Raw genomic sequence first — 25,261 nt, 5'->3', positions numbered from 1 at the left:
GCGGTCACCCCGCACCGGGAGCCCCGACCGGCTCCTCGTCCGGCGGCGTGTGGTGGGCGGCTTCCCGGCGCCGGTGGGCGTCCGCGATGAGGGTCTCGCGGAGCTTCTCTCGGGCCGGCAGCACCTCGTCGAGGCGACGCATGAGCTCGGCGGAGGCAGGTAGGTCGAACACCTCGCTGATGAACCGCGGGAGGTCCGCGCGGTAGTCATGGGCCCACGCACGGTAGCTGCCCGGCTGCTGGGCGTTCTTCATGTCGACCAGGGTCTGGAAGAAGGTCGTGATCGGACGCCAGGTCATCCATGGCGGTGTGCCGCGGGGGCTCGTCGGGATCGATTGAGCGCTCGGATGCGGGGCGGACCCGACGCGCCGGGCGTCGGGTCCGAGCCAGCCCGGCTCGCTCACTGCGAGGTCCAGGCCAAGCTTGGTCACGCCGTCGTTGTCGTGGCTGACCAGCACGTACCGCAGCTGACGGCGGCGTCCGGGGCTGAGGTCGGTGATCTCACCGAAGTCGTTGACCACCGCGACTGCCTGCGGGTCGACGTCGAGCCGGTCGCTGCGAGTCACCTCGTGCATCCACCCGCTCGTGTAGGGCGTGCCGATCCACAGCGCGCGGTCGATCCCGAGGGCCGCGGGGCCCAGCGTGCCCCAGTTGAGGAAGACGTCCTGGCTTGTGTGCGCGCCGAGGCTCTCGCCGAAGACGACGACCCGGGGGCGACGGGCCTCGGGGATGTCCCGCAGCCGGATGAGGATCTCCATCCACAGCAGGCGGTTCTGCTCGCGGGCTCCGGGCACCTTGGCCAGGGACAGCGGCGAGGGACGCTTGGAGTACTGCATGGTCACGGTCGCGACGTCACCGCGGGTCAGGTATTGCAGGGTGGCCAGGGCGACATAGTTGACGTACCCGGTCCCGGTCGGGGAGATGAGCACCAGGAGCGAGCGCTCGAAGGCGCCGAGGCGGGTCATCTCCGCGAGCGCCAGGTTCACCCGTTCCCTGGCCGACGGCGCGCTGTCCAGGCCGACGTAGACCTGGACCGGCTCGGCCAGGGCCGGCTTGCCGACCACCGTCTCGATCGAGAAGTCGGGGATCTCCGGCCGGGCGGCGATGATGCGCTCGGGGGAGGTCGGGAGCTGGGACAGCACGTGGCGGCGCCCTTCGCGCCCGAGGGTCCTCCACGGCACAAGGCTCCCGGTGCTGCCGCTGACCGTCGGCCGGGTGAGGAGGGAGGTGTCGACCCCGGGCAGCAGCGCCTCCTCGGTCTGGGTCGCGGCCTCGATACGCTGCATGGCGCCGTCCCAGACCCCGACCATCGCCGCGCCCAGCCCAGCCAGGCTCGCGGTCCGGGCCGCCATGTGCCACATTCGCCGCGGCCCCGGCAGCCGGCGGTCCAGGGCGTCGCCCAGGTGCCTGGTCAGCAGGCTCTCGCCCGCCGCGAAGCCGGTCAGGGTGGCGATCACGCCCGCCGCGATCGCGCCCGAGGCGAGGCGGGAGCTCGAGCTCAGTGCCCGCAGCTCGGTCGCAGGCAACGCCCGGTGGGAGCGTCGACGCTCGAGCGTGTAGGCCAGGGCGCCACCGAGCGGGATGGACAGCGGGAACCGGGCGAGGGCTCCCCGGGAACCTGCGCGTTCATCGATCGCTGTGAGCAGCGCACGTCCGATCATGAGCGATGCGCCGCCCGCGCCAGCAATCGCGAAGCGATACCCCGCGAAGCGGACGACCGCGCGCAGGGGCCGCTCGTCGGGCCGGGCGAAGAGCAGCAGCCCGACCGCGCACCCGGCTGGCACGACGGACAGGTCGACCGCGCCCTCGAGGAAGCGGACCCGCTGGGCGTCGTCGAGCCAGCTTGCCCCGCGCAGGAAGGTCGAGTCGACGAGCCGGTGCGCGGCGTCGGACAGCAGGTCTTGCGCGGCGACGGCGATGAGGTAGTGGGAGCCGACGGCGAGCCCGGTGATGATGCCCTGGTCGAGGGAGGTGCGGGGGGCGAGGGACGGGACGAACGTCTCCGACACGAGAGCCGACGCGATCAGCAGACCCGTCTGCGCGGCGCTGGGGCGGGGTGGGAGGGGCGCGATGAACGTGGCTTCCACCCAGTCATTCAAGCATCGCGGGCCTGGGGGCGCCCCGTGTGGGGGCTGCGGGACTGGCGAAGGGCACCGCTGCTAACCCCTCTTGCGGATGGCCGACTCCGTACCCACAGCAAGGATGACGAGTATCGACGGCAAGATCGCGCTGATGAATCCCCACGCCAGCGCCTCGAGTCCGGGCCTGCCGGTGACGGCCTGCGCCACCGCAGCTGCAAGGATCACACCCAGCAGAGCGCCCGCGGTCACCCAGAGTGCCCGGGCGCGCCTGCGGAGCGGCTCGAGGGGTCGCCCGGCGGCGACGGTGCGCAGGAGCGTCGCGTTCAGGGCCGCGATCGCCACCGCGACGGGCACCGAGATCAGGCAGATGACTGCGGCAGTGGTCAGACCGGCGTCCATCTCTTCGCCGGACGCCCAGCCTCCAGCGGCAAGCCAGAACATAGCCGCCACCACAGCCGATGCGACGGCCACGACGACGGAGGACGCCACTCTGGCGATGGCGGCTTTGCGGACAGGGCGGAGTGTGTCGCGGTCCGCAGCGCTCATGTCAGCGCGCCTGCTGGCCAGTGGCCGTCGAGGAAAGCGGCGTTGTCGTTGACCTTCTGCTCGAGCGTCGTCTTGGCGCTCTGGCAGCTGGACTTGAGGATCAAGGTGCCGCCGGTGATAGCGGCCGCGCAGACCAGGACGGCGCCGCCGGCGATGAACGGTCCGGCCGGGGCGCCGAAGATCGTGGCAGTCGATGCGATGGCACCGATGATGCCGGTGACCAGAGCGGCGAGGGCGACGACCAGGCTGCCCCAGAAGGTCCAGATCCCCTTCTGGATGGTGTCGAGGACTCCGCTGATCCCGTCGGTCAGGGTCGACTTGATCTTGTCGAGCGCGGACTTGTGCAGTGAGATGCGCTGGCGGTACTGGTCGGCCGCGGTTCCGGACCAGGCATCGTCGGTCGCAAGGTTGCCGGCCTCGGCGACCTGGACCTCTGCGCTGACCGGCCCGCCGACGTTGTCGCTCCAGCTGCTCGCTGTGCTGCTCAAGGTCCAGGGTTCTCCCATGTTCAGCGAGAAGCTGGTCACCGTCGCCCAGAACTTGTCCACCTGCGCGCACATGGTGTCCCACGCCGAATGGATCTTGTCCGCCACCCAGCTCGCCCAACCAGGAATGCGTCCCAGGACGCTGTTGACGGCGTTCTGAAGCTCCTTGATCTTGTTCTCCACCTTGACGATGAGCTCGCGAATCTGCTCCACGACGTCCATGTGTCACTGCCTCTCTCGTGGTTGTCGGTCAGTGCTACTTCGGGTCCCAGGTCCCGTGCAGGCTGCTCTGAGCGTTCTCGTCGGTGGACTCGTAGACCTTCTTGACGTCGACGAGCGTGTCCGCCATGGTGCCCGTCGCGTCACTCCCCTCGCGGAGCAGCTGCTCCACCTTGCTGCGTGCGGTCTCGTAGAGGGTCACCAGACCGATCTCGTCGGCGGCCCAGGAGAGCTGACCGGCGGTCAGGCTCAGCCCGCTCGCCGAGGTGCTCGCGGTATTGAGCGTCGCCGACACCCCGTCCCAGAGCAACGCGTCATCCTTCAGGGCTTGCAGTGCGACGTCGATAGCCATGTGCTCGTACCTTTCGAAGATCTCGATCGAGGAGGTCGGAAGACGGAAGTCGGACGGTCAGCGCAGTCGGAGGAGGTCGGCGAGTGCGACGGGGTCGTCGGCCAGGGCCTGCAGCTTGCCCAGCGGGCTCTGCGCGAGGAGGTCCGCGACGCTGCGTCCGGCCAGCGACCTTAGCGACTTGTCGTGGGCGTTGAGGATCTCGCGGTTGATGTTCATCGGGTGCGCTCGCGGTAGCCAGCCCTGGTCGAAGCGGATCTCTTGCAGGTCCCCGGTGCCGCTGAGCACGACGTCGACGTGGCCGCTGTCGCTGCGCCCGCTCACCTGTGACTGCTGCAAGGCGGTGACGTCGGCCGAGACGGTGTCGATGCTGTCGTTGATCTCGGTGAGCAGGGCGGCCAGGGCCTGCAGCGTCGCCTCGGTCTGTGCAGGGTCGGAGGTGTCCCGGACGACCTCGTCGAGACGTGCGCTGAGGTTCTCGGCGAGCGGTGGTACGGGACGCAGCGGCGGCTCACCGCGGTCTGCCTCCTCCGCCATGGCGTTGCCCCACTGCTCCATCCGGGAGAGCCCGGCGTTCGTGTGTGCTTCGAGGATCGAGCCGCCGAGCGCCTCAGGCTCGATCGACGAGCTCCAGCTGTTGGAGACCTGAACCTCACGCAGCTTGCCGTCGTCGGTCACCGTCACCTTGACGAGCCCCGACGCATCCTGGCCGGTGAACGCGCCCTTCGCCCGGGTGCTGGCCGTCTCGAAGAGCTGGGCCTTGCGGTCCAGCTCCTCGCGGATGACGGCGAGGTCCTCAGTGCGGTCGTCGCTCATGGTCGTCTCCTGTGTGGTGCTGTTCGCGTGCATGTCTGCAGGTGGTTGCCGGTGGACGGGTCCCGAAGGATAGGGAGATCGTGCCCAGAAGGGGTTCGGGAAGGGAATGGGGAGCGGTGCCCATCGGTCCGTACGGCGCTCCGTACAGCACTCCGTACAACACAAAGGACCCGCACCGGTCCGGTGCGGGTCCTTCTGTTGCGGAGGATGGGGGATTCGAACCCCCGAGGGCGTTAACCCAACCGCCTTTCCAAGACGGCGCCATAGGCCACTAGGCGAATCCTCCAGCAAGCACTGGTTGAAGCCAGCCTGATGAGAGTACCGGACAGACGCCGTCCGACCGAATCCGGCCCTCGGGAGGGCGCTCGGGTGGCGCGCTCCGCCGCGCGGAGAGCGCCTTCACGCGGGGCTCTGGGTAGCGCGGCAGGTCCGCCCCGCCTGCACGACGACGCGTTTCACGTCGGGCGCCCGGCTTGCGTTAGGCTGTGGGCAGACCCCTCGTACGGCGTCATCTCACTGAACTCCCCCAGGGCCGGAAGGCAGCAAGGGCAGGTGGGCTCTGGTGGGTGTGCGGGGGGTCCTTTGCTCGCCCCGGTCGGCAATTTCAGATGGTTTGCCCGAGTGATCTCGCGATGCGACCCGCCGCTTGTCCGCTCAGTGAGATTTTCCGGCTCTCGGGTTGAGATCTTCCGTAGCGACGGCGCATGATTGGTCCCATGTTCACCACGAACCACGCCACCGTCATCCGGGCCTGCGCCATGCGCCGCCCGATGATGTGCTGCCGTGCGGGCCTCATGCCCGGCGGGTGTTGTCGCTGATCTAGCGACTCACCCGGATCGGGATTCGTCCCGGTGTCTGCCGCACCCGCGGCGCCCCTTGCCTTTGCCCGTGCCGACGGCACGCGCGCAGACCGACCCGTCCGCAGCGGGCCATCACACGTCTTTCGCTCGATCCATCCATCGGCTATCCGCCGAGACTGTCCTGCGCCCAACCAGGCGCATCCGGAAGGAACTCCCTCATGATCCGCAGCACCCGCGCAGCCAAGGCCTTCGGCGCCCTCGCTCTCGCCACCGTCCTCAGCTTCACCCTGACCGCCTGCGGCTCGGGCTCGGACTCGAAGGCCGCCAGCGGGGAGAAGGACGACCCGATCAAGATCGGCGTTGTCGGTGCCGCGGCGAACGACCAGTGGTCCGTCTTCGAGACGCAGGCCGAGAAGGCCGGCATCTACGTCGACATCATCGACCTGGGCACGTACCCGCTGCCGAACCCGGCGCTGACCGAGGGCGAGCTCGACCTCAACCAGTTCCAGCACCTGCAGTACCTCGCGGAGTACAACGTCAGCTCCGGTCAAGACCTCACCCCGATCGGCTCGACGGCCATCTACCCGCTGAGCCTGTACTCGAACAAGTACGACTCCCTCGACGCGATCCCCCAGGGCGCCGAGATCGTCGTCCCCAACGACCCGTCGAACCTCGCGCGGGCGCTGCTCGTGCTGCGCGACGCCGGCCTCGTCGAGCTCAAGGACGGCGGGTCCGCCACCTCGACCGAGCTCGACGTGCTCGACACCTCGCGGGTCAAGGTCACCCCGATCGACGCGACCCAGACCGTGCTCAACCTCGACAGCGTGGACGGCGCCGTGGTGAACAACGACTTCGTCAAGGACTCGGGGCTCAAGCCGGCGGACGCGCTGGCCGCCGACTCGGCCGACTCCGAGGGCGCCCTGCCCTACATCAACATCTGGGTCTCCCGCGCCGAGGACAAGGACAACAAGACCTTCGCCAAACTCGTCGAGATCTCCCAGTCGCCCGAGGTCGAGGCCGCGCTCCAGGAAGCGTCGTTGAACACCGCGGTCCTCGTGCACAAGACCCCGGCCGAGCTCCAGACGATCCTCACCCCCATCCAGACCGCCCTCAAGAAGTAACCCCAACAGCCCTCCCCTCCCGCTCCCACCCACCCACCCCACCCTTTCCGCTGAGTGCTGGGTTCTACACGCGAAACGCCGCATTTAGCGTGTAGAACCCAGCACTCAGCGGGACCGGGGCGTGGCGACCGGATGGTGAGGGTGGGTGAGGGGGCATCGGGTGGGTGGGGCTGGCAGGATGTGGGGTCATGAAGTCGACACGGGTGAGAACGGAGCAAGGATGAGCGGCACCACGTCCGCGATGGTGCGGTTCAGCGACGTCACCAAGACCTTTGTCGGGGACAACGGGCCGTTCAACGCGGTCGACGGCGTGACGCTCGACATCACCCGGGGGGAGATCTTCGGGGTGATCGGCTACTCCGGAGCCGGGAAGTCGACCCTCGTCCGGCTCATCAACGCCCTCGAGCTGACCTCCGGTGGGACGATCGAGGTCGACGGCCGATCGATCACCGGCCTGCCCGAGGGCGCGCTGCGTGAGGTCCGCGCCGGGATCGGGATGATCTTCCAGCAGTTCAACCTGCTCTCCTCGCGCTCGATCGCCGGGAACATCTCCTACCCGCTCGAGGTCGCCCGCTGGCCCAAGGCCAAGCGCAAGGCACGGGTCGCCGAGCTGCTCGACTTCGTCGGGATCTCGGACAAGGCCAAGCAACGCCCCAGCCAGCTCTCCGGCGGCCAGAAGCAACGCGTGGGCATCGCCCGGGCTCTGGCCACCAACCCCGGCATCCTGCTCGCCGACGAGGCCACCAGTGCCCTCGACCCCGAGACCACCCAGGACGTCCTGGCCCTGCTCAAGAAGGTCAACGCCGAGCTTGGCATCACCGTGGTGGTCATCACCCACGAGATGGACGTGGTCAAGACGATCTGCGACCGGGTCGCGGTCATGGAACGCGGCAAGGTCGTCGAGCTCGGAGACGTCTACTCCGTCTTCGCCAACCCCCGCCACCCCGCCACCCGACGCTTCGTCGAGGCGACGATCAAGGACCGCCCGAGCAAGGACGCCCTCGAGCGGCTCCGGCGGCGCCACCCGCACCACCTGATCACGGTCTCCGTCCATGAGGACGGCACCTCCGGCGGGCGCATCACCGACGTGCTGAGCGCCAACTCTGTGCAGGGCAGCATCATCTTCGGCGGGATCAGCGAGGTCACCGAACGCCCCTTCGGCTCCCTCACCTGGGAGCTCGTCGGAACGCCGGCGGACATCGCCCGCTCCATCGAGACCCTCAAGGGATATACCCGGGTCGTCGACCTGGGGACCGCGGAGCACCCGCTCGCCGACCCGGACGCCTACGCGCCGGGGACGGAGACGGACCGCCCGGACGCGCAGAGTCCGTCGGCGCCACTGCCTCTCGACCGCCTGGCCGCCGAGAACGCCGCCCAGATCGGCGGCATCGACCCAGGCAACCCGAACCCGCTCGGTGGATTCCGGAAGGGGAATCGATGAAGACCGACTGGTCCCAGCTCTGGCCCAAGCTTGTCGACTCCTTCGGCCAGACCCTCCAGATGGTCTCGGTCACGCTGGTTGTGGGCGGGTTCTTCGGCCTGCTCATCGGGCTCGGCCTGTACGTCACCCGCAAGGGGAACCTGTTCCCTAACGCCGTGGTGTTCAACGTGCTCAACGTGCTGGTCAACATCATCCGGCCGATCCCCTTCATCATCTTCATCACCGCCATCCGGCCGGTCACCCTGCAGCTCACGGGCGCGACGATCGGGACAGGGGCGGTGATCTTCCCGATGACGGTCATGGCGGCCTTCGCCTTCTCCCGGATCGTCGAGCAGAACCTCGTGGCCCTCGACCCCGGGGTCGTCGAGGCCGCTCGGGCGATGGGTGCCTCCCGGCTGCGGATCATCTGGTCCGTCATCGTCCCCGAGGCGCTCGCCCCGCTCATCCTCGGCTTCACGTTCCTGTTTGTCGGCGTCGTGGACATGTCGGCGATGGCAGGGGCGATCGGCGGTGGTGGTCTGGGTGACTTCGCCATCCGCTTTGGCTACCAGAAGTTCAACAACGAGGTCACCCTCGTGACGGTCATCATCATCATCCTGATGGTGCAGGCGGCACAGTTCATCGGCAACGGGCTCGCGAAGAAGGCCCTGCGCCGGTGACGGTGCCGGCCGGGCGGCCGGCCCGGTGGCAGGTGATCGAGGCGATCCTGCCGACCCACCCAGAGGTCGCGGTGCTGCGCCCGGTGGATGCCCCCAGCGCGCGGAGAGCGATGTCGGACGCACCGTCTAAGGTTGCGGTGTGAGCACAGCCCTGTACCGCCGCTACCGTCCAGAGAACTTCGCCGAGGTGATCGGCCAGGAGCATGTGACAGAGCCTCTCATGCAGGCTCTGCGCTCCAACCGCGTCAACCACGCCTACCTGTTCTCCGGGCCGCGAGGCTGCGGCAAGACGACGTCCGCGCGCATCCTCGCGCGGATCCTCAACTGTGCCCGCAACACCCCCGAGACGCCGTCGGACACCCCGTGCGGGGAGTGCGAGTCCTGCATCGAGCTGGCCCGCGGCGGTCCGGGGAGCCTCGACGTCGTCGAGATCGACGCCGCGAGCCACGGAGGCGTCGACGACGCCCGTGAGCTCCGGGAGCGGGCGACGTTCAGCCCGTCCCGTGACCGTTTCAAGATCTTCATCCTCGACGAGGCCCACATGGTCACGGCGCAGGGCTTCAACGCCCTGCTCAAGATCGTCGAGGAGCCGCCGGAGTACCTGAAGTTCATCTTCGCCACGACCGAGCCCGAGAAGGTCATCGGGACGATCCGCTCGCGGACCCACCATTACCCCTTCCGCCTCGTCGCCCCCGAGACCCTGCAGACGTACCTCGCCTCGCTCGCCGCGAGCGAGCACATCGCGGTCGGCGCCGGGGTCCTCCCGCTCGTGGTGCGGGCTGGCGGCGGGTCGGTGCGCGACTCCCTCTCCGTGCTCGACCAGCTCATGGCCGGCGCCGAGGGCGCCACCCTCGACTACGAGCGCGCTGTGTCGCTGCTCGGCTTCACCCACGTCACCCTGCTCGACGACGTCGTGGACGCCCTCGCTGCCCGCGACGGCGCGAGCATGTTCCGGGTGGTCGACCACGTCATCGCGACCGGCCACGAGCCGCGCCGTTTTGTCGAAGACGTCCTGGAGCGCCTGCGCGACCTCATCGTGCTGTCCGTCTCCGGCGACGCCGCGCAGGCGGTCCTGCGATCCGTCCCGGCCGACCAGCTGGCGCGGATGCGCACCCAGGCGGTGAACCTCGGCGCGAGCGAGCTGTCCCGCTCAGCCGACGTGGTCAACGCCGCGCTGACCGAGATGAGCGGGGCGACCTCCCCGCGCCTGCACCTGGAGCTGCTGTGCGCCCGGCTGCTGCTGCCGGCCGCGGACGACACGACGGCCGGGATCGGCGCCCGCCTGGATCGCCTCGAGCGAGGCCTCGCCAGCGGGGCGGCGGCTCGGCCAGTCGCGACGACGTCGGCTGTGATTGCGCCCGCGCCCGCGCCCGCGGCTGTTGCGCCGGTCGCCGCAGTGGCGCAGGAGGCTCCGGCTCCGGTGAGCCAGCCCGCGCCCGCGAGCCCTGCGGCGCCTATCCCCGCCTCCACCGGCGGGGCGATCGCGCCGCCTCCGTGGGACGACCCGGCCGTGGTGACGGCCGCGCCCGCCGAGCCCGAGGTTTCGGTCCCCCAGGAACCAGCTGCGGTGGCGCCTCCCGCTGCTGCTGACTTGGCGCAAGCGCAAGCGCAGGCCCAGGCGGTTCCGGCGGCACCGCAGGCTGCTCCGGCCCAGCCTGCTCCGGCCCAGCCTGCTCCGGGACAACTGGCTCCCGTACAGCCGGCTACCGCTCCGCAGGCCCATGTCTCTTCGGAGGCTTCCGCAGTCGGCGCGTCGACGACCGACATGCTCCGTCGGCGCTGGCCCGAGGTGCTCGACACCCTGAGCCGATTGCGCAAGGCCACCTGGGCCCTCGTGGCCCAGAACGCACAGGTCGCCGATCTCAACGACAGCACGCTGCGGCTGACCTTCGCCTCCGCGGGGCTCGCGACCGCGTTCCGCAGCGGCCCCGGAGCCGAGCTCGTCCAGCGCGCGATCCGCGAGACGCTCGGCTTCGACGTCCGCGTCGAAGGTGGGATCGAGGAGCCCGGCCGGGCACCGGCGGCGCCCGCCGCCGCTGCGCTGCCGTCCGTCCGTCCGCCGTCCTCCGGATCTGTCGCCGGGATCGACCCGGTCGCTGCGGCGGCCTCCTGGGACATGCCGGCCACGCCCGCGGCGAGCCGCCCAGCCGCTGCGGTGCCTGGCGTGCAGCCGACCACCGCGGCACCCGTCCGCGCGGGCCGGGCCGTTCCCGACTCCACCGTTCCCGACTCCACCGTTCCCGACTCCGCCGTCCCCGACCCCGCCCGCGCGGAGTCCCGCGAGGGCGGCAGCCCGGGGAGCGCACCGGCGTCGCCGGGGCACGCATCCGAGTACGGCGAGGAGCCGCCCGGCGACTTCGATCACGAACCCGCCCCGGAGTACGGGTCGGGCCGGACGCCCGCAGGCACGTCGAGGCCTGCGGCGTCAGGATCCGCCCGGCCGAGCGCCGCCCCCTCGAACGCCGCCCCTTCGAACGGTGCTCAGCCCCAGCCGGTCGCCGAAACCGCACCGCCGGTCGCGGAAAGCCCGCGCCGGGCCGCCGAGCGAGTCGTCGCGGCCACCCGGGCGCAGGAGGAAGCACGTGCGCAGATCGTCGACGATCCCCAGCCCGACGACGAGGATCTCGCCTCCTCCGGGCAGGTCGGGGCGCCGCTGATCGCCCAGATCCTCGGCGGCGTGGTCATCGAGGAGATACTCGACGTCTGAGCCTCGCCCCGGCTCGACGTAGGCTGGGGGGGTGTATGAAGGCGCAGTCCAAGACCTGATCGATGAGCTCGGCCGGCTTCCCGGCATCGGGCCCAAGAGCGCGCAGCGGATCGCGTTCCACCTCCTCGCGGCGGACGCGGACGACGCACGTCGACTCGCCGACGCCTTGACCGAGGTCAAGCTCCGCGTGCGGTTCTGCGAGATCTGCGGGAACGTCGCAGAGTCCGCGCAGTGCCGCATCTGCCTGGATCCCCGACGGTCCCTCGCGGTGATCTGCGTCGTGGAAGAACCCAAGGACGTCGTCGCGATCGAGCGAACCCGGGAGTTCCGGGGCAAGTACCACGTTCTCGGCGGCGCCATCAATCCCATCGACAACGTCGGCCCCGACGACCTGCGCATCAAGGAGCTGCTCACCCGGCTCGCTGACGGCGCCGTCCTGGAGGTCATCCTCGCGATGGACCCCAACGTCGAGGGCGAGGCCACCGCGACCTATCTCGCGCGACTGCTCGGCCCGCTCGGCCTGCGCGTGACTCGCCTCGCCTCCGGGCTGCCGGTCGGGGGAGACTTGGAGTACGCCGACGAGGTCACCCTCGGGCGGGCGTTCGAGGGACGGAGAGTTGTCAGTGGCTGACGAGACGATGGTCGAGGCGCCCCAGGACGAGGCCGGCGCGCGTGCGGTCACGACCACCAGCGCCGCAGACGCTGCGGATGCCGTTGACGCAGCCGACGCAGCCGACCTGCGGTCGGTGGCCGTCGCCGTCGCGGGCCAGGCGAAGCGGTTCTTGCAGACGTGCGCTGAGGTCGCCTCCGGCGCCGCTCCCGACGCGGCGATCGCGCTGCTGCTGCTGGCCACGTCCGACATCCTCAGCGCTGGCGCACGCCTGGGTGCGATGGTCGACGTCGTGCCTTCGGCGCGGTTCGAGCCGGACGCAGGCGAGGAGACCGACCTCGACCCGCTGCGCCTCGGACTCGCCCAGGTGCTCGATGGGATCGACGAGTACGTCGAGGTCGTGGACCCCCTCCTGGACGCCGAGCTCGGTGGGTCGGCCATAAGCGCCGACCTCGCCATGGTCGCCTCGGCGCTGACCCAGGGCCTCGCGCACTTCGAGGCGGGCAACGAGGTCGAGGCGCTGTGGTGGTGGCAGTTCTCCTACCTGTCAGCCTGGGGTGAGCGTGCTGCGAGCGCGCTGCGCGTCCTTCAGCTCATCCTCGCCCACCTCCGCCTCGACGTCGCCGACGATGTCGCGGCCGAGGCGGAGTACGAGGCGCTCCAGTCCTGACCGGCCGGCCCGCCGTGGCCAGCCCGAACGGGCTGACTTCGCCGCTCAGGCGACCCGGGTCCCGCGGGCCAGCTTGCCCTGCGGGATCCGCAGGCGCCGCACGGTCAGCACGACCGCCCCGGCCCCGAGCAGCAGGTTGACGGCCAGCCCGAGCGGCCACACCGGCGCCGTCGACGGATCGATCTCCTCGACCCCCGAGATCGACGCGGGGCAGGTCGAGTACGGCTCGCCCGCGCCAGCCCGGGCCGAGCGCACCCCGTCGCGGATGGCGGCGAGCGGGTCGGCGCTCGAGCCGTTGAACGCTTCCCTGCCGGGAGCGGCGTCGGCGACGACGACGTAGGGATTGATGGCCAGCAGCCACCAGGTGCGCTCGGTGTGCGCGACCGACTGCGTGGTGTCCTGCCACTCGCAGGCCACCACGTCACCGGACTTGTTGTCCCACTCGCTCGCCTGCTGGACGGAGTACTGCTCCGTCCCGGACATCGGGAAGAGCGTGACGGCGAAGAGGATGAGCGTGCCGACCGTCAAGAAGGCCACAGTCAGGTAGGACAGCACCGTCGAGCCGGTCGGCTTGGTGGTCAACGCCGAGAAGCCGAGCGAGACGGCGGAGACGACGCCCAGCATGAGGGTGAGCAGCACGAGCGTGCTGAACACTGCTCCGACCGCCACGCCGCCGGCGAGGAAGGACCAGAGGATGAACGGCACGCTGATCACCACGAAGGCGAGGGACGCCAGCCACCCGGCGAGGAGCTTGCCGAGGGTGATCTCGATCGGGGTGAGCAGCGTGACCTGGAGGATGGCGAGCGTCCCGGCGATCCGGTCCCCGTTGATCGCCGCGGAGCTCAGGGTCGGCGTGATGAGCAGGCCCATCGACAGGATGAACATGACGTTGAGGCTGAACATCAGCGGTCCGGGCTGGGAGAGCCCGGTGTTCTCATAGTTGACCGAGGTGCTGATCAGCAGGCAGATGCCGCCCACCACGAGGAACCACACCCCGAGCGCGACCTTCCACTTGGTCGAGCGCAGCCGCTGGGTGAGCTCGAGCTTGGCGACGGTGCGCACACCGTGCCAGGACAGCGACCAGGTCCCGCGCGGGCGCAGGGCAGGCGGCAGGGCCGGGTGCTTCGGCGGTGCGGCCGGGTATGGGAAGGCAGTCATCGTCGGTCCTCGTCGAGTGAGAGATACGTCTGTTCCAGCGCGCCGCCGGAGGGGGCCATGGAGACGACGGGGACGCCGGCTCCGATCGCGTCGCGCAGCATCCGGGCGGCGGCCTCCTCACCGCCGATCTGGATGAGCAGCCCGCCGTCGGCATGCTCGACGAACGGGACGTTGACCGACCGCAACCACGCGTGCAGCGGCTCGGGTGCGAGCGCCTTGACCCGCCACGTGCGGTGGTGGATCCGGGCCTCGACGACGGACTCCTGGGCGACCGTGCGCCCGCGGGAGATGAAGACGGCGTCGTCGACCATCTCGTCGAGCTCGGTGAGGATATGGCTTGAGATGAGCACGGTCGTGCCGTTCGCGGCGAGGGAACGGACCAGGGTGCGCAGCTCGATCCGCGAGCGGGGGTCGAGGCCGTTCGCGGGTTCGTCGAGGATGAGCACCGCGGGGTTGTGGACGAGCGCCCGGGCCAGCCCGAGGCGCTGCTTCTGCCCGCGCGAGAGCACATGCGCGGGGGCGTCGGCGAGGTCGACCAGGTGCACGGTCTCGAGCAGCTCGGCGGCGCGCTGGCGGGAGTGCTCCTTGGACATCCGGTAGGTCGCCCCGGTCGTGATGAGCACCTCCCGGGCGGTGAGGGAGTCCCACGTGCCGAAGGAATCGGGCATCCACCCCACCTGCGAGCGGGCCGCGTAGTTCGCGGTCACCGGGTCGTGGCCGCCTATCAGGATCCGGCCGGCGTCGGGCGCGATCAGACCGGCGAGCATGAGCATGAGCGTCGTCTTGCCCGAGCCATTAGGACCGATTAACGCTGTCACAGATCCCCGCCGGGCACGCAGGTCAATGCCCACCACGGCCGCGACGGAGCCGAAGCTGCGCTGCACGCCGTGGGCGATCACGCCGAACTCGGCCAAGGGGTCCGGAGGGGGCGGCGGGCCTGGGGTGATCCCGTAGGCGGGTGGCGGGTACGGCTGGGCGCTCGTCATGACCGTGATCCTACAAGCACGCCCGATCCGGGCAATAGGTGCATCACGCTCGGGTCCGTATGGCGGGCGTTCTGGTGTTTGCCGCGGGGCCGTCCTACACTCGGGGCGTTCGGACAATACCTGGTGGACGTTTAGATCGACGGGACCAGCAACGTAACGGAGCAAGCACGTGGCACTTGTTGTGCAGAAGTACGGCGGTTCATCCGTCTCTGATGCCGAGAGCATCAAGCGCGTAGCGAAGCGCATCGCAGAGTACAAGCGGGCCGGGAACGACATCGTCGTCGTGGTCTCGGCGATGGGTGACACGACCGACGAGCTCATCGACCTCGCCCGGCAGATCACCCCGCTACCCCCGTCGCGGGAGATGGATATCCTCCTCACCGCCGGCGAGCGGATCTCGATGTCGCTGCTCGCGATGGCCATCAACAACCTGGGCGTCAAGGCGAAGTCCTTCACCGGCCAGCAGGCGGGTGTGATCACCGACGCCGTGCACGGCAAGGCGCGGATCGTCGACGTCGTGCCGAGCCGGATCCGGGAGACCATCGAGAAGGGCTCGGTCGCGATCGTCGCCGGGTTCCAGGGGGTCACCCTCAACACGAACGACGTCACGACGCTGGGCCGCGGCGGCTCCGACACGACCGCCGTCGCGCTCGCCGCCGGCCTCGGAGCCGACGTCTGCGAGATCTACACCGACGTGGACGGCATCTACACCGCGGACCCCCGCCTCGTCCCGTCCGCGCGCAAGGTCGACCGCATCACCTATGAGGAGATGCTTGAGATGGCGGCCAGCGGCGCGAAGATCCTCGCGCTGCGCTGCGTGGAGTACGCGCGCCGCTACAACGTCCCCATCCACGTCCGCTCGTCGTTCTCGGGCAAAGAAGGAACGCTGGTCACCAACGTCCCCGCGATCGCCGCGGCCGGTCCGAACGAGGGAGAAGAAGCCATGGAAGACCCGATCATCTCCGGAGTCGCCCACGACCGCAGCGAGGCCAAGATCACCGTCGTCGGCGTGCCCGATGTCCCCGGCACCGCGGCCCGCATCTTCGAGGTCGTCGCGAGCGCCGGCGCGAACATCGACATGATCGTGCAGAACGTCTCCGTCGCGGCGACGGGCCGGACCGACATCTCCTTCACCCTCCCCGAGGACGACGGGCCGATCGCGACGACCGCGCTCAACGGCGTCCGCGCAGAGATCGGCTTCGACTCCCTTCAGTACGACGACCAGATCGGCAAGATCTCCCTCGTCGGCGCGGGCATGAAGTCCCACCCCGGGGTCTCGGCCCGCCTCTTCGGTGCGCTGCGCGACGCCGGGATCAACATCGAGATGATCACGACCTCCGAGATCCGCATCTCCGTGGTCACCCGCCAGGACAGCCTGGACGACGCCGTGCGCGCCGTGCACTCCGCCTTCGGGCTGGACGGCGAGGGCGAGGCCGTCGTCTACGGCGGCACCGGTCGCTGATCTGCCCGCCCCCTTCTTCTTGACCGTGTCATCGTGAAAAGAGTGATTCCATGAGTGCATCAGGTGTGAACGTCGCCGTCGTCGGAGCCACCGGGCAGGTCGGCGCAGTCATCCGCCGGCTGCTGGCCGAGCGCGACTTCCCGGTCGCGCAGATCCGCTACTTCGCCTCGGCCCGCTCGGCCGGGACCACCCTGCCGTGGCAGGGGCGCGGCGTCGTCGTCGAGGACGCCGCGACCGCGGACCTGTCCGGAATCGACATCGCGCTGTTCTCCGCGGGCGGGGCGACCTCGACGGTCCAGGCACCGCGCTTCGCGGCGGCCGGCGCGATCGTCATCGACAACTCTTCCGCCTGGCGGCTGGACCCCGACGTCCCGCTCGTCGTCGCCGAGGTCAACCCCGAGGCCGTCGACGCCGCGCCCAAGGGCATCATCGCCAACCCGAACTGCACCACCATGGCAGCCATGCCGGTGCTCAAGCCGCTGGCCGACGCCGCGGGCCTGGAACGTCTCATCGTCACGACCTTCCAGGCGGTCTCCGGCTCCGGGCTGGCCGGCGCGGCTGAGCTCGACTCCCAGGTGCGCGCCGCCGTCGGGCAGGACACCCTCGCCCTCGTGCACGACGGCGGGGCGGTCACCCTCCCCGCGCCGGTCAAGTACGTGAAGAACATCGCCTTCAACGTCGTGCCGCTGGCCGGTTCGATCGTCGACGACGGCTCGGAGGAGACCGACGAGGAGCAGAAGCTGCGCAACGAGTCGCGCAAGATCCTCGGCCTGCCCAGCCTCGCTGTCTCGGGCACCTGCGTGCGGGTCCCCGTGTTCACCGGGCACTCCCTCGCGATCAACGCCGAGTTCTCCCGGGTGATCACCCCGGACGAGGCACGGGCGCTGCTCGCCGCCGCGCCCGGCGTCGAGCTGGCCGACGTGCCCAACCCGCTCGAGGCGGCCGGCGCAGACCCGAGCTTCGTGGGCCGCATCCGCACCGACCAGTCCGTCCCAGGTGGCCGGGGTCTGGCCTTGTTCGTGAGCAACGACAACCTCCGCAAGGGCGCAGCCCTCAACGCCGTCCAGGTAGCCGAACTAGTAGCCGCCCGCCTCGCTCGCTAGCCCCACCCCCTCCCCATTCCGCTGAGTGCTGGGTTTTACACGCCTTTCACGGCGTTTCGTGCGTAAAAGCCAGCACTCGGCGGGGTGAGGGACCTGCTGGGGCGTGGATGGTGTCAACTATTTCTGCACCATGACGGAATAGTTGACAGCGTGTCGGGATAGTTGCACGCTGGGGAGTATGGACCTCACCTCGCCGCTGCGCTCGTTGGTCCCGAGCTTGGACTCCGCCGTTCTCGAAGTGCTGGCGGGTACCGCGTCGGGTCTCAGCGCCACTCAGATAGCCCGACTGTCCCGCCGCGGGACTCGTGCGGGGCAGCATGCGGTCCTGAACCGCCTCGTGGAGCACGGCTTGGTCATCGCCGACCCGGCCAACAACGGATTCCTGTACCGACTCAACAGGGACCATCTTCTGGCGCCAGCGATCCTCACCGCGGTGCGCGCTGGCGAAGAACTCTTGTCGCGGCTGACCCTGGCGTGTCAGAGCCTCTCCCCGGTTCCCATCCACGTATCAGTCTTTGGTTCGCATGCGCGGGGGCAGGCCACTGCCACGAGTGATATCGACCTGATGCTTGTTGTCGATGATGGCTTGGACGTCCATGACGCGAGGTGGACCGATCAGGTGGACGATCTCGAAGACCACGTGCTGAGGTGGACAGGGAATCGTCTTGAGACGATGGTGCTGTCGTCCACGAGACTGCGTGAGATCGTCCAGGCGGGAGAGCCGCTCGTGGAGACGTGGACGGCTGATGCGCGTACCTTGATCGGCCCCCGGCCGCAAGGCCTGGTCGCTCCCGCCGACATGGATGCGTGATGGCACCCAAGAAGTTGACCACCCGCCCTGGTGATCGCGGGCAGGCGCAGAGCCGGGCCCGCATCGCCGACAAGTACCTCGAGGTGGCTCAGCTTGTCGATGCTGAGGATGGCGCCGCAGTCAACGTCTGCGTCGGGCTCGCAGTGCTCGCTGGCATCGCCGCCGGTGATGCGATCTGCCTTGTGGCCTTGGGTGAACGCTACTCAGGACCAGATCATCAGAGTGCCGCTGAACTCCTCGCCAGGGTTGACACAGGTCTGGGCAAGCATCTCAGACGGCTCGCTTCGGCCAAGCCAGCCAGCCACTACGGCGAACGTCTGTTGGGGACCGCAGACCGAGCAGCGGCGCTGAGGGCAGCCCAGGCGCTGGTCGAGGAGGCCGTCCGTCGCGTGGGTTAGACGGGTGAGGGCGGATCGGCGGTCCACCGGTCGCGGTCGGCGATGATCTCGGCGCGGCGGAGGGCGACGAGCAGGTCGGGGGAACCCAGGCCGTCCCAGGGGTGGTGCGGGTTCACCCCGACCGCCTTGAGCAGGGGTTCGGCGCGCTGGGACACCGAGCCAGTGAACCCGAACCAGGCGAAGAGGTCCTTGACGTTGAGTGGCTTGTACAGGCCTACCGTCTGGTTGGCCTTGGTGGCCACCCACACGAGCGCGGCCGCGCCGCGCACAGGTGAGGCCTTCACGCGGCGGAACACAGCCGGGTCGACGGCGGCGGCGCGGGCGAGGAAGCGCCGGAAGACCGTGCGGTGCTCGACGTCGAACAGCTCGTCGGCGCAGCGGTCCGCGAGGTCGAGCCACGTGGTGACCATGGGACGGATGTCCTCGGGGACCCCCGTCCAGTCGAAGGGCTCGTCCGGGAGCGGGGTCGTGTCCAGGGCAGCCAGCTCCTCCGTGCCGCCGACGGCGACGGCCAGCCGATTGAGCAGGTACGCGCCCGGCGAGAAGTCACCAGCGGATCCGGCGATCTCGGCCACCCTGCGGGCCATCGCGGGGTCGATCCTGGCCAGCTCCTCGATCGAGTCCAACCCGAGCGTGCGCAGCAGCGCATCGGTCGAGGTCTGCGGACCCCCAGAGTCCAGGTCGTCGAGGGCGTCGAAGAAGTCCGCCGACAAGGCCGCGAGGGCCACCATCACCTGGGCGGACTGTGCGGGGTCGACGCCGCGCACCCGGTGGGCGTAGGGCACCCATGTCTCGAGCAGGTCGGGGATCGGGTCGAGGAATCCGGTGTCCACGAGCAGGTGGCCCGGGATCCAGGTGAGGACGTCCTCGAGGACAGCAGCGCTCCAGCGCAGCGGGTCGTCGCCCCGGTGGTTGACGCGGAAATCCAGGAGGAGGTCGAGGATCTCGCGGTTATCGGCTGTGTCGAGGGTGCGGCCTTCGGAGGAGGCGAAGAAGTCGGCGGTGATCGCCGCGACGTCGGCCCGGGTCCATCCCTTGCGCGCCGGGGCGGTCCCGCCAGCGGGCAGGAGGCTGGTGGCCCACTCCACGAGCGGGCGGCTCATTGGCCACGTGTCGGACTGCAGTGGGGGCAGGAAGGAGGCGCCCAGCTGCTGAGCCTCTTCGATGACGGCGCGCGCGGTGGCGGCATCGGTCACGGTGAGGGTCTGTCCCGGCTCGAGGATGTCGACGAACTTGATGATCGCGTCGCGCAGGGGCTCGGGAGCGACGAAGGCATCCTTGAGCGCACCGCCGAGGTTGTGGTCGACGAAGACGACGACGGTGATCTCCTCGCCGCCGGCCAGACGCACTCCGAAGATGAAGTCGTCGCCGTCGCCGAGGCTCTCGGTGAGGAAGTGCACGTCACCGGAGATGCGCGCCTCGTCGAGGTGGGACAGCCACAAGGGCAGGTGGTGGGGCCGGCCGGCCAGGGTGGCTGCGATCCGGGTGCGCAACGCGTCGTCCCGGGTGAACTCGTTGATGACGCGCAGTGCGGCCGTCGTCTCGGCACACGGGGTCCCCTCGAAAGAGGCGACCAGCTCGTCGAGGGTGACCGCCGTCGGGGCCTGCCCGGGCATGGGCAGGGCGTACGGCTCACCTGCCTCGACGATGGCGCTCATCCAGTCCAGGAGCGAGAGCGGTTCGGGGGAGCGCAGCCCGCTGCGCAGCCTGTCGAGCATCATCGGCTCAGCGCCGGGGTGAGCGTCTTGGTGGGGTGCGCGCAGGGTCCTGCGGCGAGGCTCGTGCGCGCGGTGCGTGTTGTTTTTGGCCACCGACTGAGGATAGTGGTGGGCGGGAGCACGGTCGATGTGACCGGGGTGGCGGGCAGATCCTTCCGGCTCAGGAGTCGCGGGCGCAGAGGTGGTCCTCCGGCTCATCCCACTCCTCTTCCTCGCTCGTCATGACCTCGTCGACGAGGTCGACAAGCTCATCCGCCAGCTGCTCGACGGCGTCGCGGACCTGGTCGATGATCAGCGGGTCGACGCCGCGCAGACGGCAGGTGTACGGGACCCACGTGATGAGCAGATCGGCCAGCAGCTCGGCGTCGTCGTGATCGATCAGACGGCTCCATAGGGCCCAGTCGAGAAGGGCCTTGGTAGTCAGCGGAGTCCACCGCAGCGGATCGGTGGCCCGGGAGGTGACGGCGAAGCGGAGAGCCAGGTCGAGGAAGCGTCCGAATACCCAGGACGGGAAGTCGGCCCCGTCGGTGGAGGCGAAGAACGTGTCGGCGATCTGGTGGAGATCGTCATCGCTCCACGACGGCGGGACCGGGACCGCGCCACCCGGGGGCAAGAGACCGACTGCCCATTCCACGAGCGCCCTGTTTGCTGGCCACGTCGGTGACTCGAACGGGGGATCGACCCGGTCACCCTGTGAGATCGCGTACTCGATGACGGCACGTGCATCGCCAGGATCGAGATGCGTGACGACCGGCTCGCCACCGATCGCGCTGGCGAGTCTGATCGCCTCGCAGGAGGTCGCCGCGACCGCCTCCGGACTGTTGATGACGACCATCGCCTCCCGGACTGCGTCGGCAACGGTGTGGTCGACGCCGACGACCACCGTGAACCGTACGCCGCCGGCCATGCGCACAGCGAAGGTGTAGCCGGAGCTGTCACCGAGGGGATCGGTCACGAGGAGCACGTCGCCGTCGACGCATGCGTCGTCGAGATGAGCGAGCCAGGGCGGGAGAGGCTGGCGCCTCGCGGCGAGGGTGCTGCCGATGTGGGTGCGCAGATCCTCGTCCTGGCTGAATGCTGCGACGAGACGGAGGGCGGCCGTGGTCTCGGTGCACGGGAACGCCTCGAAACTAGCAACGAAGCGGGCCAAGGTGAACGCAGCGTCGTCAGGGGAGGGAGCCGACGGCGGCGCAACCGTCTCGATGAGGCCGCTGATCAGGAGGAGGAAATCGAGCGGACTGGAACGCAGCATAGTGCGGAGGGGAGCGGCAATGCCGGGCTGAGCCGGCACGCGAGCAGCCTGTCGCGGATGGAGGGCTCGGCTGTCGTGGGAACGTTGGCGGCTTCGGCGAGTTCGATGTCTGGGCATGCCCCGAATCTATGACCGCGAGAGCCCTCCGAGGGCGGTTTTCTCCTGCCTGTGGATAGCGCTCCGGGCGCTCGCGGCTACCTCGGCTCCGTGTCGGGCAGGTTCTTGCGGTCGTCAAGGGTGTCGAGGAAGGTGCGGGTCCTGGCCTGGAGGGGCGGGGACCATCTGCCGGATGGTGTCTGGGGCGACGTCGCGCACCCGGCACGTGTAGGGCACCCAGGCGAGGAGCAGGTCGGTCAGCGGCGCGAGGTCCTCGGTCGCCACGGGGCCGGGGAGCCGCCGGAGCAGGGCGCTGAGTGCGTCCGGGCTCCAGCGCAGCGGGTCGTCTCCCCGCACGTCCCTTGCGTAGCCGGTCACGACGTCGAGGAGGCGCCGGGTTTGCGGGGAATCGAGCCCGTAGCCCTCGGGGGAGGCGAAGAAAGCGGGACCGGCGCGACGCCGTCGGGCTCACGCAGGAGAAGGCGGCCGAGCGCGCCGGGCTGAGCCGGAACCACTACCAGCTGCTCGAGTCGGGGCTCTCCGACCGGGCGAAGAAGACGCCCGCCAACCCGACGCTGTCCACGCTGATCGACCTCGCGCACGCGCTCGGCTGCAAGGTCGGCGACCTCGTCGACGGCCTCGCCCATCGCTGAGCGTCCGCTTAGCGTCCGCCGCGCGTTCGCAGAGCGTCCGTCGCCCACCAAAAACCCGCTGAGTGCGGGCGAATGGCTGCCCAAACCGGACATCAGGCAGCCGAACGGCCGCACTCAGCGGAGGTGGGTGTGTTAATCTCGGCGCATGAACATCGGTTGGTATTGGCGCTTTACGCTGGCTCTTGGTGGAGCTCAGCGGGCAGTCGCCTGACCAACTTTCCACCCGGAGCCAGCACAGGGCTGAGACGTCGACACGTCTTGGCCCTTCGTCGTTTCAGACGGGCCGACTCCGCGACACCGGTAGGCCTCTGCGGCCCCGTCTGAGATCGATGCCCCCTCAGACCCGCCCAGATTCGGAGCCCCGCCCCATGTCTACCCCCATGTCCACCCACACCTCATCGGAGATCGTCATGGATTCCCCGCGCACCAACGACCTGCGCATCCGTGCGCTCGATCCCCTGCCCGCACCCGCCGACATGCTCGCCGAGCTGCCGCTCACAGGGGAGGCGGCTGACCTCGTGGCCCGCAGCCGCGAGGATGTCCGCCGCGCGATGAACGGGACCGATGACCGGCTCCTCGTCGTCGTCGGCCCGTGCTCGGTCCACGACCCGGTCGCCGCCCTCGACTACGCGCGACGGCTGGCCGCGCTCGAACGCGAACTGGCAGCAGACCTGTGCATCGTCATGCGCGTGTACTTCGAGAAGCCGCGCACCACGGTCGGGTGGAAGGGCCTCATCAACGACCCCGGCATGGACAACACCTTCGACGTGCACCGCGGGCTGCGCCTGGCCCGCGAGGTGCTGCTCGGCGTGCTCGACGAGGGTGTCCCCGCCGCGTGCGAGTTCCTCGAGCCGACGAGCCCGCAGTACATCGCCGACGCCGTGTCCTGGGGCGCGATCGGTGCCCGCAACCCCGAGAGCCAGGTGCACCGCCAGCTCGCCTCGGGGCTGTCCATGCCGATCGGGTTCAAGAACGCGACCGACGGCGACGTCCAGGCCGCGGTCGACGGCTGCGTGACCGCCGCGGCCGAGCACACGTTCTTCGGGATCGACGCCCAGGGCCGGGCCGCCGCGGTGGCCACGACCGGGAACCCCGACTGCCACGTCATCCTCCGGGGCGGGCGCAGCGGCCCGAACTTCGACGACGCCTCGGTCGCGGACGCGCTCGCGGTCGTCACCGCCGCGGGGCTCGAGCCGCGCCTCATGATCGACGCGAGCCACGGCAACTCCGGCAAGTCCCACGTCCGCCAGGCCGAGGTCGTCCGCGAGATCGCCGCCTCGGTCGCCGCGGGCAGCCAAGGCGTGGCCGGGATCATGATCGAGAGCTTCCTCGTGGCCGGCGCGCAGAAGCCCGCGGCCAGCGGGCTGACCTACGGGCAGTCCGTCACGGACGCGTGCATCGACTGGGACACCACAGCCGACCTGCTGCGCGAGCTCGCCGCGGCGTCGCGCGCACGCCGCACGGTGGTCGCGGGACGCTAGCGCGTCCGTTCACCCAGCCGGGCCGACGCCGGGCGCTCACCCTAGGAGGTCAGCGCGCGGCCTTCGGACGCGAGCGCGGCGTCGGCCCGGTACTGGGACGGCAGCACGCCATAGGCGGAGCGGAACTGGTTGCGCAGCTCGAAGGTCGACCCGAAGCCGCAGCGGCGGGCGATCTCCGAGAGGGTCAGGGTCATCGCGCCGGGGGCGACGAGCAGGAGCGCGGCCGATCGCGTCCGCTCCGCGGCGATGACCGCGGCGATCGTCACACCGTTCTGCTCGTGCGCGCGCTGCAGGTGGCGCAGCGACACACCCAGGAGAGTGGCGACCATGGCGGGGGTCAGGTCACCGCTGCGGTGCTCACGGGAGATGACACCGGCCGCGCGGGCGCACAACCCGGTGCGCAGCTCCTCGCTGTCCATCGCATAGCCGCTGGTCTCCAGGAGCATGCCGACCACAAGATCCTCGACCGCTCGTTCGACGACGTCCTCGCCGACGGCCGTCGACTGCCAGCTCGGACGGACCACGGAGGAGACGAAGGATGAGAGCGGGCCGGCGAGGGACGGCGCCCCGTCGAGGCGGACCCTGTCCGGGTGGACCCGGATCCCGCGCTCGCGCAACCGGTGCTCGGGGATCCGTACGACGGTCCCGCGGGTCTCATCGCTCATCTCGACGGTCCACTCGGTCCAGCTCCGCAGGACGTAGGCACCGCCGGTGGGCACCACCTCGGCCGTGCGCCCGGACCGCCCCATCTGCGTCTGGCCCGAGGTGACGACGCCGATGCTGAGGATGCCGTCTTCGGAAACATCTCTTCCGGTGGTGGAGCGGAAGGCGGACTGGTCCGTCTCCATCAACGAGACCTCCCCGACCGTCCGCTTGTGGTCGGAGTAGTGAAAGGGGCGGCCGCTGGGGACCCAGAGATGGCGCCCGATCTCCGCGACCCGATCCGGGTGCGGCTCGCCGCCATAGTCCCGCAGGATCTGTTTGACGGCCCAGGACGGGATCGGTTCCCACATGAGATACGGATGCCCTGACTTCTCGGACGCCGTGGCCGGGCGCGATGGTGATGTGCAAGGCGATCACCGGATCGACGCCTGCGCACGCTTCACCGCCGAGTTTAATCGACGGTTTCGTGGGAGAGGGAATGCCTCGGGGGCGTGGCGGGTGAATACCGGGGAGCCACACTCCTGTCCGTGTACTGTCTGGCTGTGTGAGCGACATGTGGATCACCGTGACCGTGCTGTTCATCGCCGTCATCGTCTTTGTCTGGAACAAGATTCCCGTCGGCATCGTCGCTATCGGGGTCGCCCTTTCGCTGTACTTCACCGGGGTGCTTGAGCTCAATCAGGCTCATCAGAGTTGCGGTGGGAGGAGCAGCCCGCCGGCGACCAGCAGCATGCGTAGTCGGTAGTGATCGCCGTTGCGATATCCGCGTGCGATGCGCCGGTGCAGTTCGATGATTCCGTTGATGGCCTCCGTGCCGCCGTTGTTGGCGCGGTCGGTGCTGAAGTAGCCGAGGAACTCCTTCTTCCAGCGTCGTAGGGTCCGCCCGAGCCGGGCGATTTCGGGGATCGGGCAGGTATGGAACGTCTCCAGGACCGTCTCGGCCAGCGCCTTGCCCTCGGTGGTGTCCTTGGCCCGGT

At 69.7% G+C, this 25,261-nt stretch carries 24 protein-coding genes, 1 tRNA gene and 1 other RNA gene; 13 read left to right on the top strand and 13 right to left on the bottom strand.

Features of this window, described 5'->3' with window-relative positions; translation table 11 throughout:
* Positions 1 to 4 precede the first annotated feature (4 nt).
* From BLQ50_RS00135 to BLQ50_RS00110, 6 genes are all read right to left on the bottom strand, one after another.
* Positions 5 to 2,086: an alpha/beta-hydrolase family protein gene (locus BLQ50_RS00135; protein ID WP_093180301.1), complete on the bottom strand. Its 2,082-nt coding sequence runs from the start codon at positions 2,084 to 2,086 to the stop codon at positions 5 to 7.
* Between the two features lie 72 nt (positions 2,087 to 2,158).
* Positions 2,159 to 2,626: a hypothetical protein gene (locus BLQ50_RS00130; RefSeq protein WP_093180300.1), complete on the bottom strand. Its 468-nt coding sequence runs from the start codon at positions 2,624 to 2,626 to the stop codon at positions 2,159 to 2,161.
* The gene (locus BLQ50_RS00125; RefSeq protein WP_093180298.1) at positions 2,623 to 3,333 is read right to left on the bottom strand and encodes a hypothetical protein; all 711 of its coding nucleotides are present in this window, start codon (positions 3,331 to 3,333) and stop codon (positions 2,623 to 2,625) included. The genes BLQ50_RS00130 and BLQ50_RS00125 overlap by 4 nt, the downstream gene beginning before the upstream one ends.
* Positions 3,334 to 3,367: 34 nt before the next feature.
* Positions 3,368 to 3,682, bottom strand: coding sequence for a hypothetical protein (locus tag BLQ50_RS00120; protein WP_093180297.1), 315 nt, complete (start codon positions 3,680 to 3,682; stop codon positions 3,368 to 3,370).
* Between the two features lie 57 nt (positions 3,683 to 3,739).
* Positions 3,740 to 4,495, bottom strand: coding sequence for a YbaB/EbfC family nucleoid-associated protein (locus BLQ50_RS00115; RefSeq protein WP_093180295.1), 756 nt, complete (start codon positions 4,493 to 4,495; stop codon positions 3,740 to 3,742).
* Positions 4,496 to 4,696: 201 nt separating this feature from the next.
* Positions 4,697 to 4,781, bottom strand: a tRNA-Ser gene (locus BLQ50_RS00110).
* A 203-nt stretch (positions 4,782 to 4,984) separates the two neighbouring features.
* Here BLQ50_RS00110 and ffs point away from each other — a divergent pair.
* The 7 genes from ffs to BLQ50_RS00075 all read left to right on the top strand — a co-directional run bounded on the left by ffs (position 4,985) and on the right by BLQ50_RS00075 (position 12,503).
* An RNA gene (gene ffs / locus BLQ50_RS00105) (signal recognition particle sRNA small type) lies at positions 4,985 to 5,081 on the top strand.
* A gap of 432 nt (positions 5,082 to 5,513) precedes the next feature.
* On the top strand, positions 5,514 to 6,416 hold the full coding sequence (locus BLQ50_RS00100) for a MetQ/NlpA family ABC transporter substrate-binding protein (RefSeq protein WP_093180294.1): 903 nt from the start codon (positions 5,514 to 5,516) through the stop codon (positions 6,414 to 6,416).
* A 220-nt stretch (positions 6,417 to 6,636) separates the two neighbouring features.
* Positions 6,637 to 7,857, top strand: a complete 1,221-nt coding sequence (locus BLQ50_RS00095; RefSeq protein WP_093180292.1) for a methionine ABC transporter ATP-binding protein — start codon at positions 6,637 to 6,639, stop codon at positions 7,855 to 7,857.
* A complete protein-coding gene (locus tag BLQ50_RS00090) occupies positions 7,854 to 8,516 on the top strand; it encodes a methionine ABC transporter permease (RefSeq protein WP_093180290.1) in 663 nt (220 codons plus the stop codon). The genes BLQ50_RS00095 and BLQ50_RS00090 overlap by 4 nt, the downstream gene beginning before the upstream one ends.
* 139 nt (positions 8,517 to 8,655) lie before the next feature.
* Positions 8,656 to 11,223, top strand: coding sequence for a DNA polymerase III subunit gamma and tau (locus BLQ50_RS00085; protein WP_093180288.1), 2,568 nt, complete (start codon positions 8,656 to 8,658; stop codon positions 11,221 to 11,223).
* Positions 11,224 to 11,254: 31 nt separating this feature from the next.
* A complete protein-coding gene (recR, locus tag BLQ50_RS00080; RefSeq protein ID WP_093180287.1) occupies positions 11,255 to 11,854 on the top strand; it encodes a recombination mediator RecR in 600 nt (199 codons plus the stop codon).
* Positions 11,847 to 12,503 (top strand): DUF5063 domain-containing protein, encoded by a 657-nt coding sequence (locus BLQ50_RS00075; RefSeq protein ID WP_245700801.1) that lies wholly within the window; start codon positions 11,847 to 11,849, stop codon positions 12,501 to 12,503. Before recR ends, BLQ50_RS00075 begins: the two co-directional genes overlap by 8 nt.
* A gap of 45 nt (positions 12,504 to 12,548) precedes the next feature.
* On the opposite strand, the gene BLQ50_RS00070 is transcribed toward BLQ50_RS00075, so the two are convergent.
* Both BLQ50_RS00070 and BLQ50_RS00065 read right to left on the bottom strand, forming a co-directional pair.
* Complete coding sequence (locus BLQ50_RS00070; RefSeq protein ID WP_245700800.1) at positions 12,549 to 13,661, bottom strand: ABC transporter permease; 1,113 nt, start codon at positions 13,659 to 13,661, stop codon at positions 12,549 to 12,551.
* Positions 13,658 to 14,647, bottom strand: coding sequence for an ABC transporter ATP-binding protein (locus BLQ50_RS00065; protein ID WP_093180285.1), 990 nt, complete (start codon positions 14,645 to 14,647; stop codon positions 13,658 to 13,660). The genes BLQ50_RS00070 and BLQ50_RS00065 overlap by 4 nt, the downstream gene beginning before the upstream one ends.
* Before the next feature lie 169 nt (positions 14,648 to 14,816).
* On the opposite strand from BLQ50_RS00065, the gene BLQ50_RS00060 reads away from it, so the two are divergent.
* The 4 genes from BLQ50_RS00060 (at position 14,817) to BLQ50_RS00045 (ending at position 18,421) form a co-directional block, all read left to right on the top strand.
* Positions 14,817 to 16,109: an aspartate kinase gene (locus BLQ50_RS00060; protein ID WP_093180284.1), complete on the top strand. Its 1,293-nt coding sequence runs from the start codon at positions 14,817 to 14,819 to the stop codon at positions 16,107 to 16,109.
* Between the two features lie 50 nt (positions 16,110 to 16,159).
* Positions 16,160 to 17,212, top strand: a complete 1,053-nt coding sequence (locus BLQ50_RS00055; protein WP_093180282.1) for an aspartate-semialdehyde dehydrogenase — start codon at positions 16,160 to 16,162, stop codon at positions 17,210 to 17,212.
* Positions 17,213 to 17,390: 178 nt separating this feature from the next.
* Complete coding sequence (locus tag BLQ50_RS00050) at positions 17,391 to 18,023, top strand: nucleotidyltransferase domain-containing protein (protein ID WP_093180281.1); 633 nt, start codon at positions 17,391 to 17,393, stop codon at positions 18,021 to 18,023.
* Positions 18,023 to 18,421, top strand: a complete 399-nt coding sequence (locus BLQ50_RS00045) for a hypothetical protein (protein ID WP_093180279.1) — start codon at positions 18,023 to 18,025, stop codon at positions 18,419 to 18,421. Before BLQ50_RS00050 ends, BLQ50_RS00045 begins: the two co-directional genes overlap by 1 nt.
* Here the strand turns inward: BLQ50_RS00045 and BLQ50_RS00040 are convergent.
* The 3 genes from BLQ50_RS00040 to BLQ50_RS00030 all read right to left on the bottom strand — a co-directional run bounded on the left by BLQ50_RS00040 (position 18,418) and on the right by BLQ50_RS00030 (position 21,844).
* Positions 18,418 to 20,232, bottom strand: a complete 1,815-nt coding sequence (locus tag BLQ50_RS00040) for a hypothetical protein (RefSeq protein WP_139185631.1) — start codon at positions 20,230 to 20,232, stop codon at positions 18,418 to 18,420. The two genes, BLQ50_RS00045 and BLQ50_RS00040, sit on opposite strands and share 4 nt — an antisense overlap.
* A 67-nt stretch (positions 20,233 to 20,299) precedes the next feature.
* Positions 20,300 to 21,391 (bottom strand): hypothetical protein, encoded by a 1,092-nt coding sequence (locus tag BLQ50_RS00035; protein WP_139185629.1) that lies wholly within the window; start codon positions 21,389 to 21,391, stop codon positions 20,300 to 20,302.
* A gap of 231 nt (positions 21,392 to 21,622) precedes the next feature.
* Positions 21,623 to 21,844, bottom strand: coding sequence for a hypothetical protein (locus BLQ50_RS00030; protein ID WP_139185627.1), 222 nt, complete (start codon positions 21,842 to 21,844; stop codon positions 21,623 to 21,625).
* Between the two features lie 5 nt (positions 21,845 to 21,849).
* On the opposite strand from BLQ50_RS00030, the gene BLQ50_RS00025 reads away from it, so the two are divergent.
* Together BLQ50_RS00025 and BLQ50_RS00020 are read left to right on the top strand one after the other, a co-directional pair.
* A complete protein-coding gene (locus BLQ50_RS00025) occupies positions 21,850 to 22,140 on the top strand; it encodes a helix-turn-helix domain-containing protein (RefSeq protein WP_093180273.1) in 291 nt (96 codons plus the stop codon).
* A gap of 368 nt (positions 22,141 to 22,508) precedes the next feature.
* On the top strand, positions 22,509 to 23,621 hold the full coding sequence (locus tag BLQ50_RS00020) for a 3-deoxy-7-phosphoheptulonate synthase (protein ID WP_281181281.1): 1,113 nt from the start codon (positions 22,509 to 22,511) through the stop codon (positions 23,619 to 23,621).
* Between the two features lie 41 nt (positions 23,622 to 23,662).
* Here the strand turns inward: BLQ50_RS00020 and BLQ50_RS00015 are convergent, their stop codons facing one another.
* Positions 23,663 to 24,634 (bottom strand): AraC family transcriptional regulator, encoded by a 972-nt coding sequence (locus tag BLQ50_RS00015; protein ID WP_093180270.1) that lies wholly within the window; start codon positions 24,632 to 24,634, stop codon positions 23,663 to 23,665.
* A 337-nt stretch (positions 24,635 to 24,971) separates the two neighbouring features.
* Positions 24,972 to 25,261 (bottom strand): transposase (locus tag BLQ50_RS00005; protein WP_139185625.1); only part of this gene is annotated, 290 nt, incomplete at its 5' end.

The organism is Sanguibacter gelidistatuariae, from assembly GCF_900096585.1.
GTDB lineage: Bacteria > Actinomycetota > Actinomycetes > Actinomycetales > Cellulomonadaceae > Sanguibacter > Sanguibacter gelidistatuariae.
This window is presented reverse-complemented; position numbering and strand designations above follow the sequence as displayed.

Bases quoted from the DNA above. Each gene is read 5' to 3' on its own strand.
- BLQ50_RS00130 (WP_093180300.1), bottom strand. From the start codon at position 2,626: ATGAGCGCTGCGGACCGCGACACACTCCGCCCTGTCCGCAAAGCCGCC.
- BLQ50_RS00125 (WP_093180298.1), bottom strand. From the start codon at position 3,333: ATGGACGTCGTGGAGCAGATTCGCGAGCTCATCGTCAAGGTGGAGAAC.
- BLQ50_RS00120 (WP_093180297.1), bottom strand. From the start codon at position 3,682: ATGGCTATCGACGTCGCACTGCAAGCCCTGAAGGATGACGCGTTGCTC.
- BLQ50_RS00115 (WP_093180295.1), bottom strand. From the start codon at position 4,495: ATGAGCGACGACCGCACTGAGGACCTCGCCGTCATCCGCGAGGAGCTG.
- BLQ50_RS00100 (WP_093180294.1), top strand. From the start codon at position 5,514: ATGATCCGCAGCACCCGCGCAGCCAAGGCCTTCGGCGCCCTCGCTCTC.
- BLQ50_RS00095 (WP_093180292.1), top strand. From the start codon at position 6,637: ATGAGCGGCACCACGTCCGCGATGGTGCGGTTCAGCGACGTCACCAAG.
- BLQ50_RS00090 (WP_093180290.1), top strand. From the start codon at position 7,854: ATGAAGACCGACTGGTCCCAGCTCTGGCCCAAGCTTGTCGACTCCTTC.
- BLQ50_RS00070 (WP_245700800.1), bottom strand. From the start codon at position 13,661: ATGACTGCCTTCCCATACCCGGCCGCACCGCCGAAGCACCCGGCCCTG.
- BLQ50_RS00065 (WP_093180285.1), bottom strand. From the start codon at position 14,647: ATGACGAGCGCCCAGCCGTACCCGCCACCCGCCTACGGGATCACCCCA.
- BLQ50_RS00055 (WP_093180282.1), top strand. From the start codon at position 16,160: ATGAGTGCATCAGGTGTGAACGTCGCCGTCGTCGGAGCCACCGGGCAG.
- BLQ50_RS00050 (WP_093180281.1), top strand. From the start codon at position 17,391: ATGGACCTCACCTCGCCGCTGCGCTCGTTGGTCCCGAGCTTGGACTCC.
- BLQ50_RS00045 (WP_093180279.1), top strand. From the start codon at position 18,023: ATGGCACCCAAGAAGTTGACCACCCGCCCTGGTGATCGCGGGCAGGCG.
- BLQ50_RS00035 (WP_139185629.1), bottom strand. From the start codon at position 21,391: ATGCTGCGTTCCAGTCCGCTCGATTTCCTCCTCCTGATCAGCGGCCTC.
- BLQ50_RS00020 (WP_281181281.1), top strand. From the start codon at position 22,509: ATGTCTACCCCCATGTCCACCCACACCTCATCGGAGATCGTCATGGAT.
- BLQ50_RS00015 (WP_093180270.1), bottom strand. From the start codon at position 24,634: ATGTGGGAACCGATCCCGTCCTGGGCCGTCAAACAGATCCTGCGGGAC.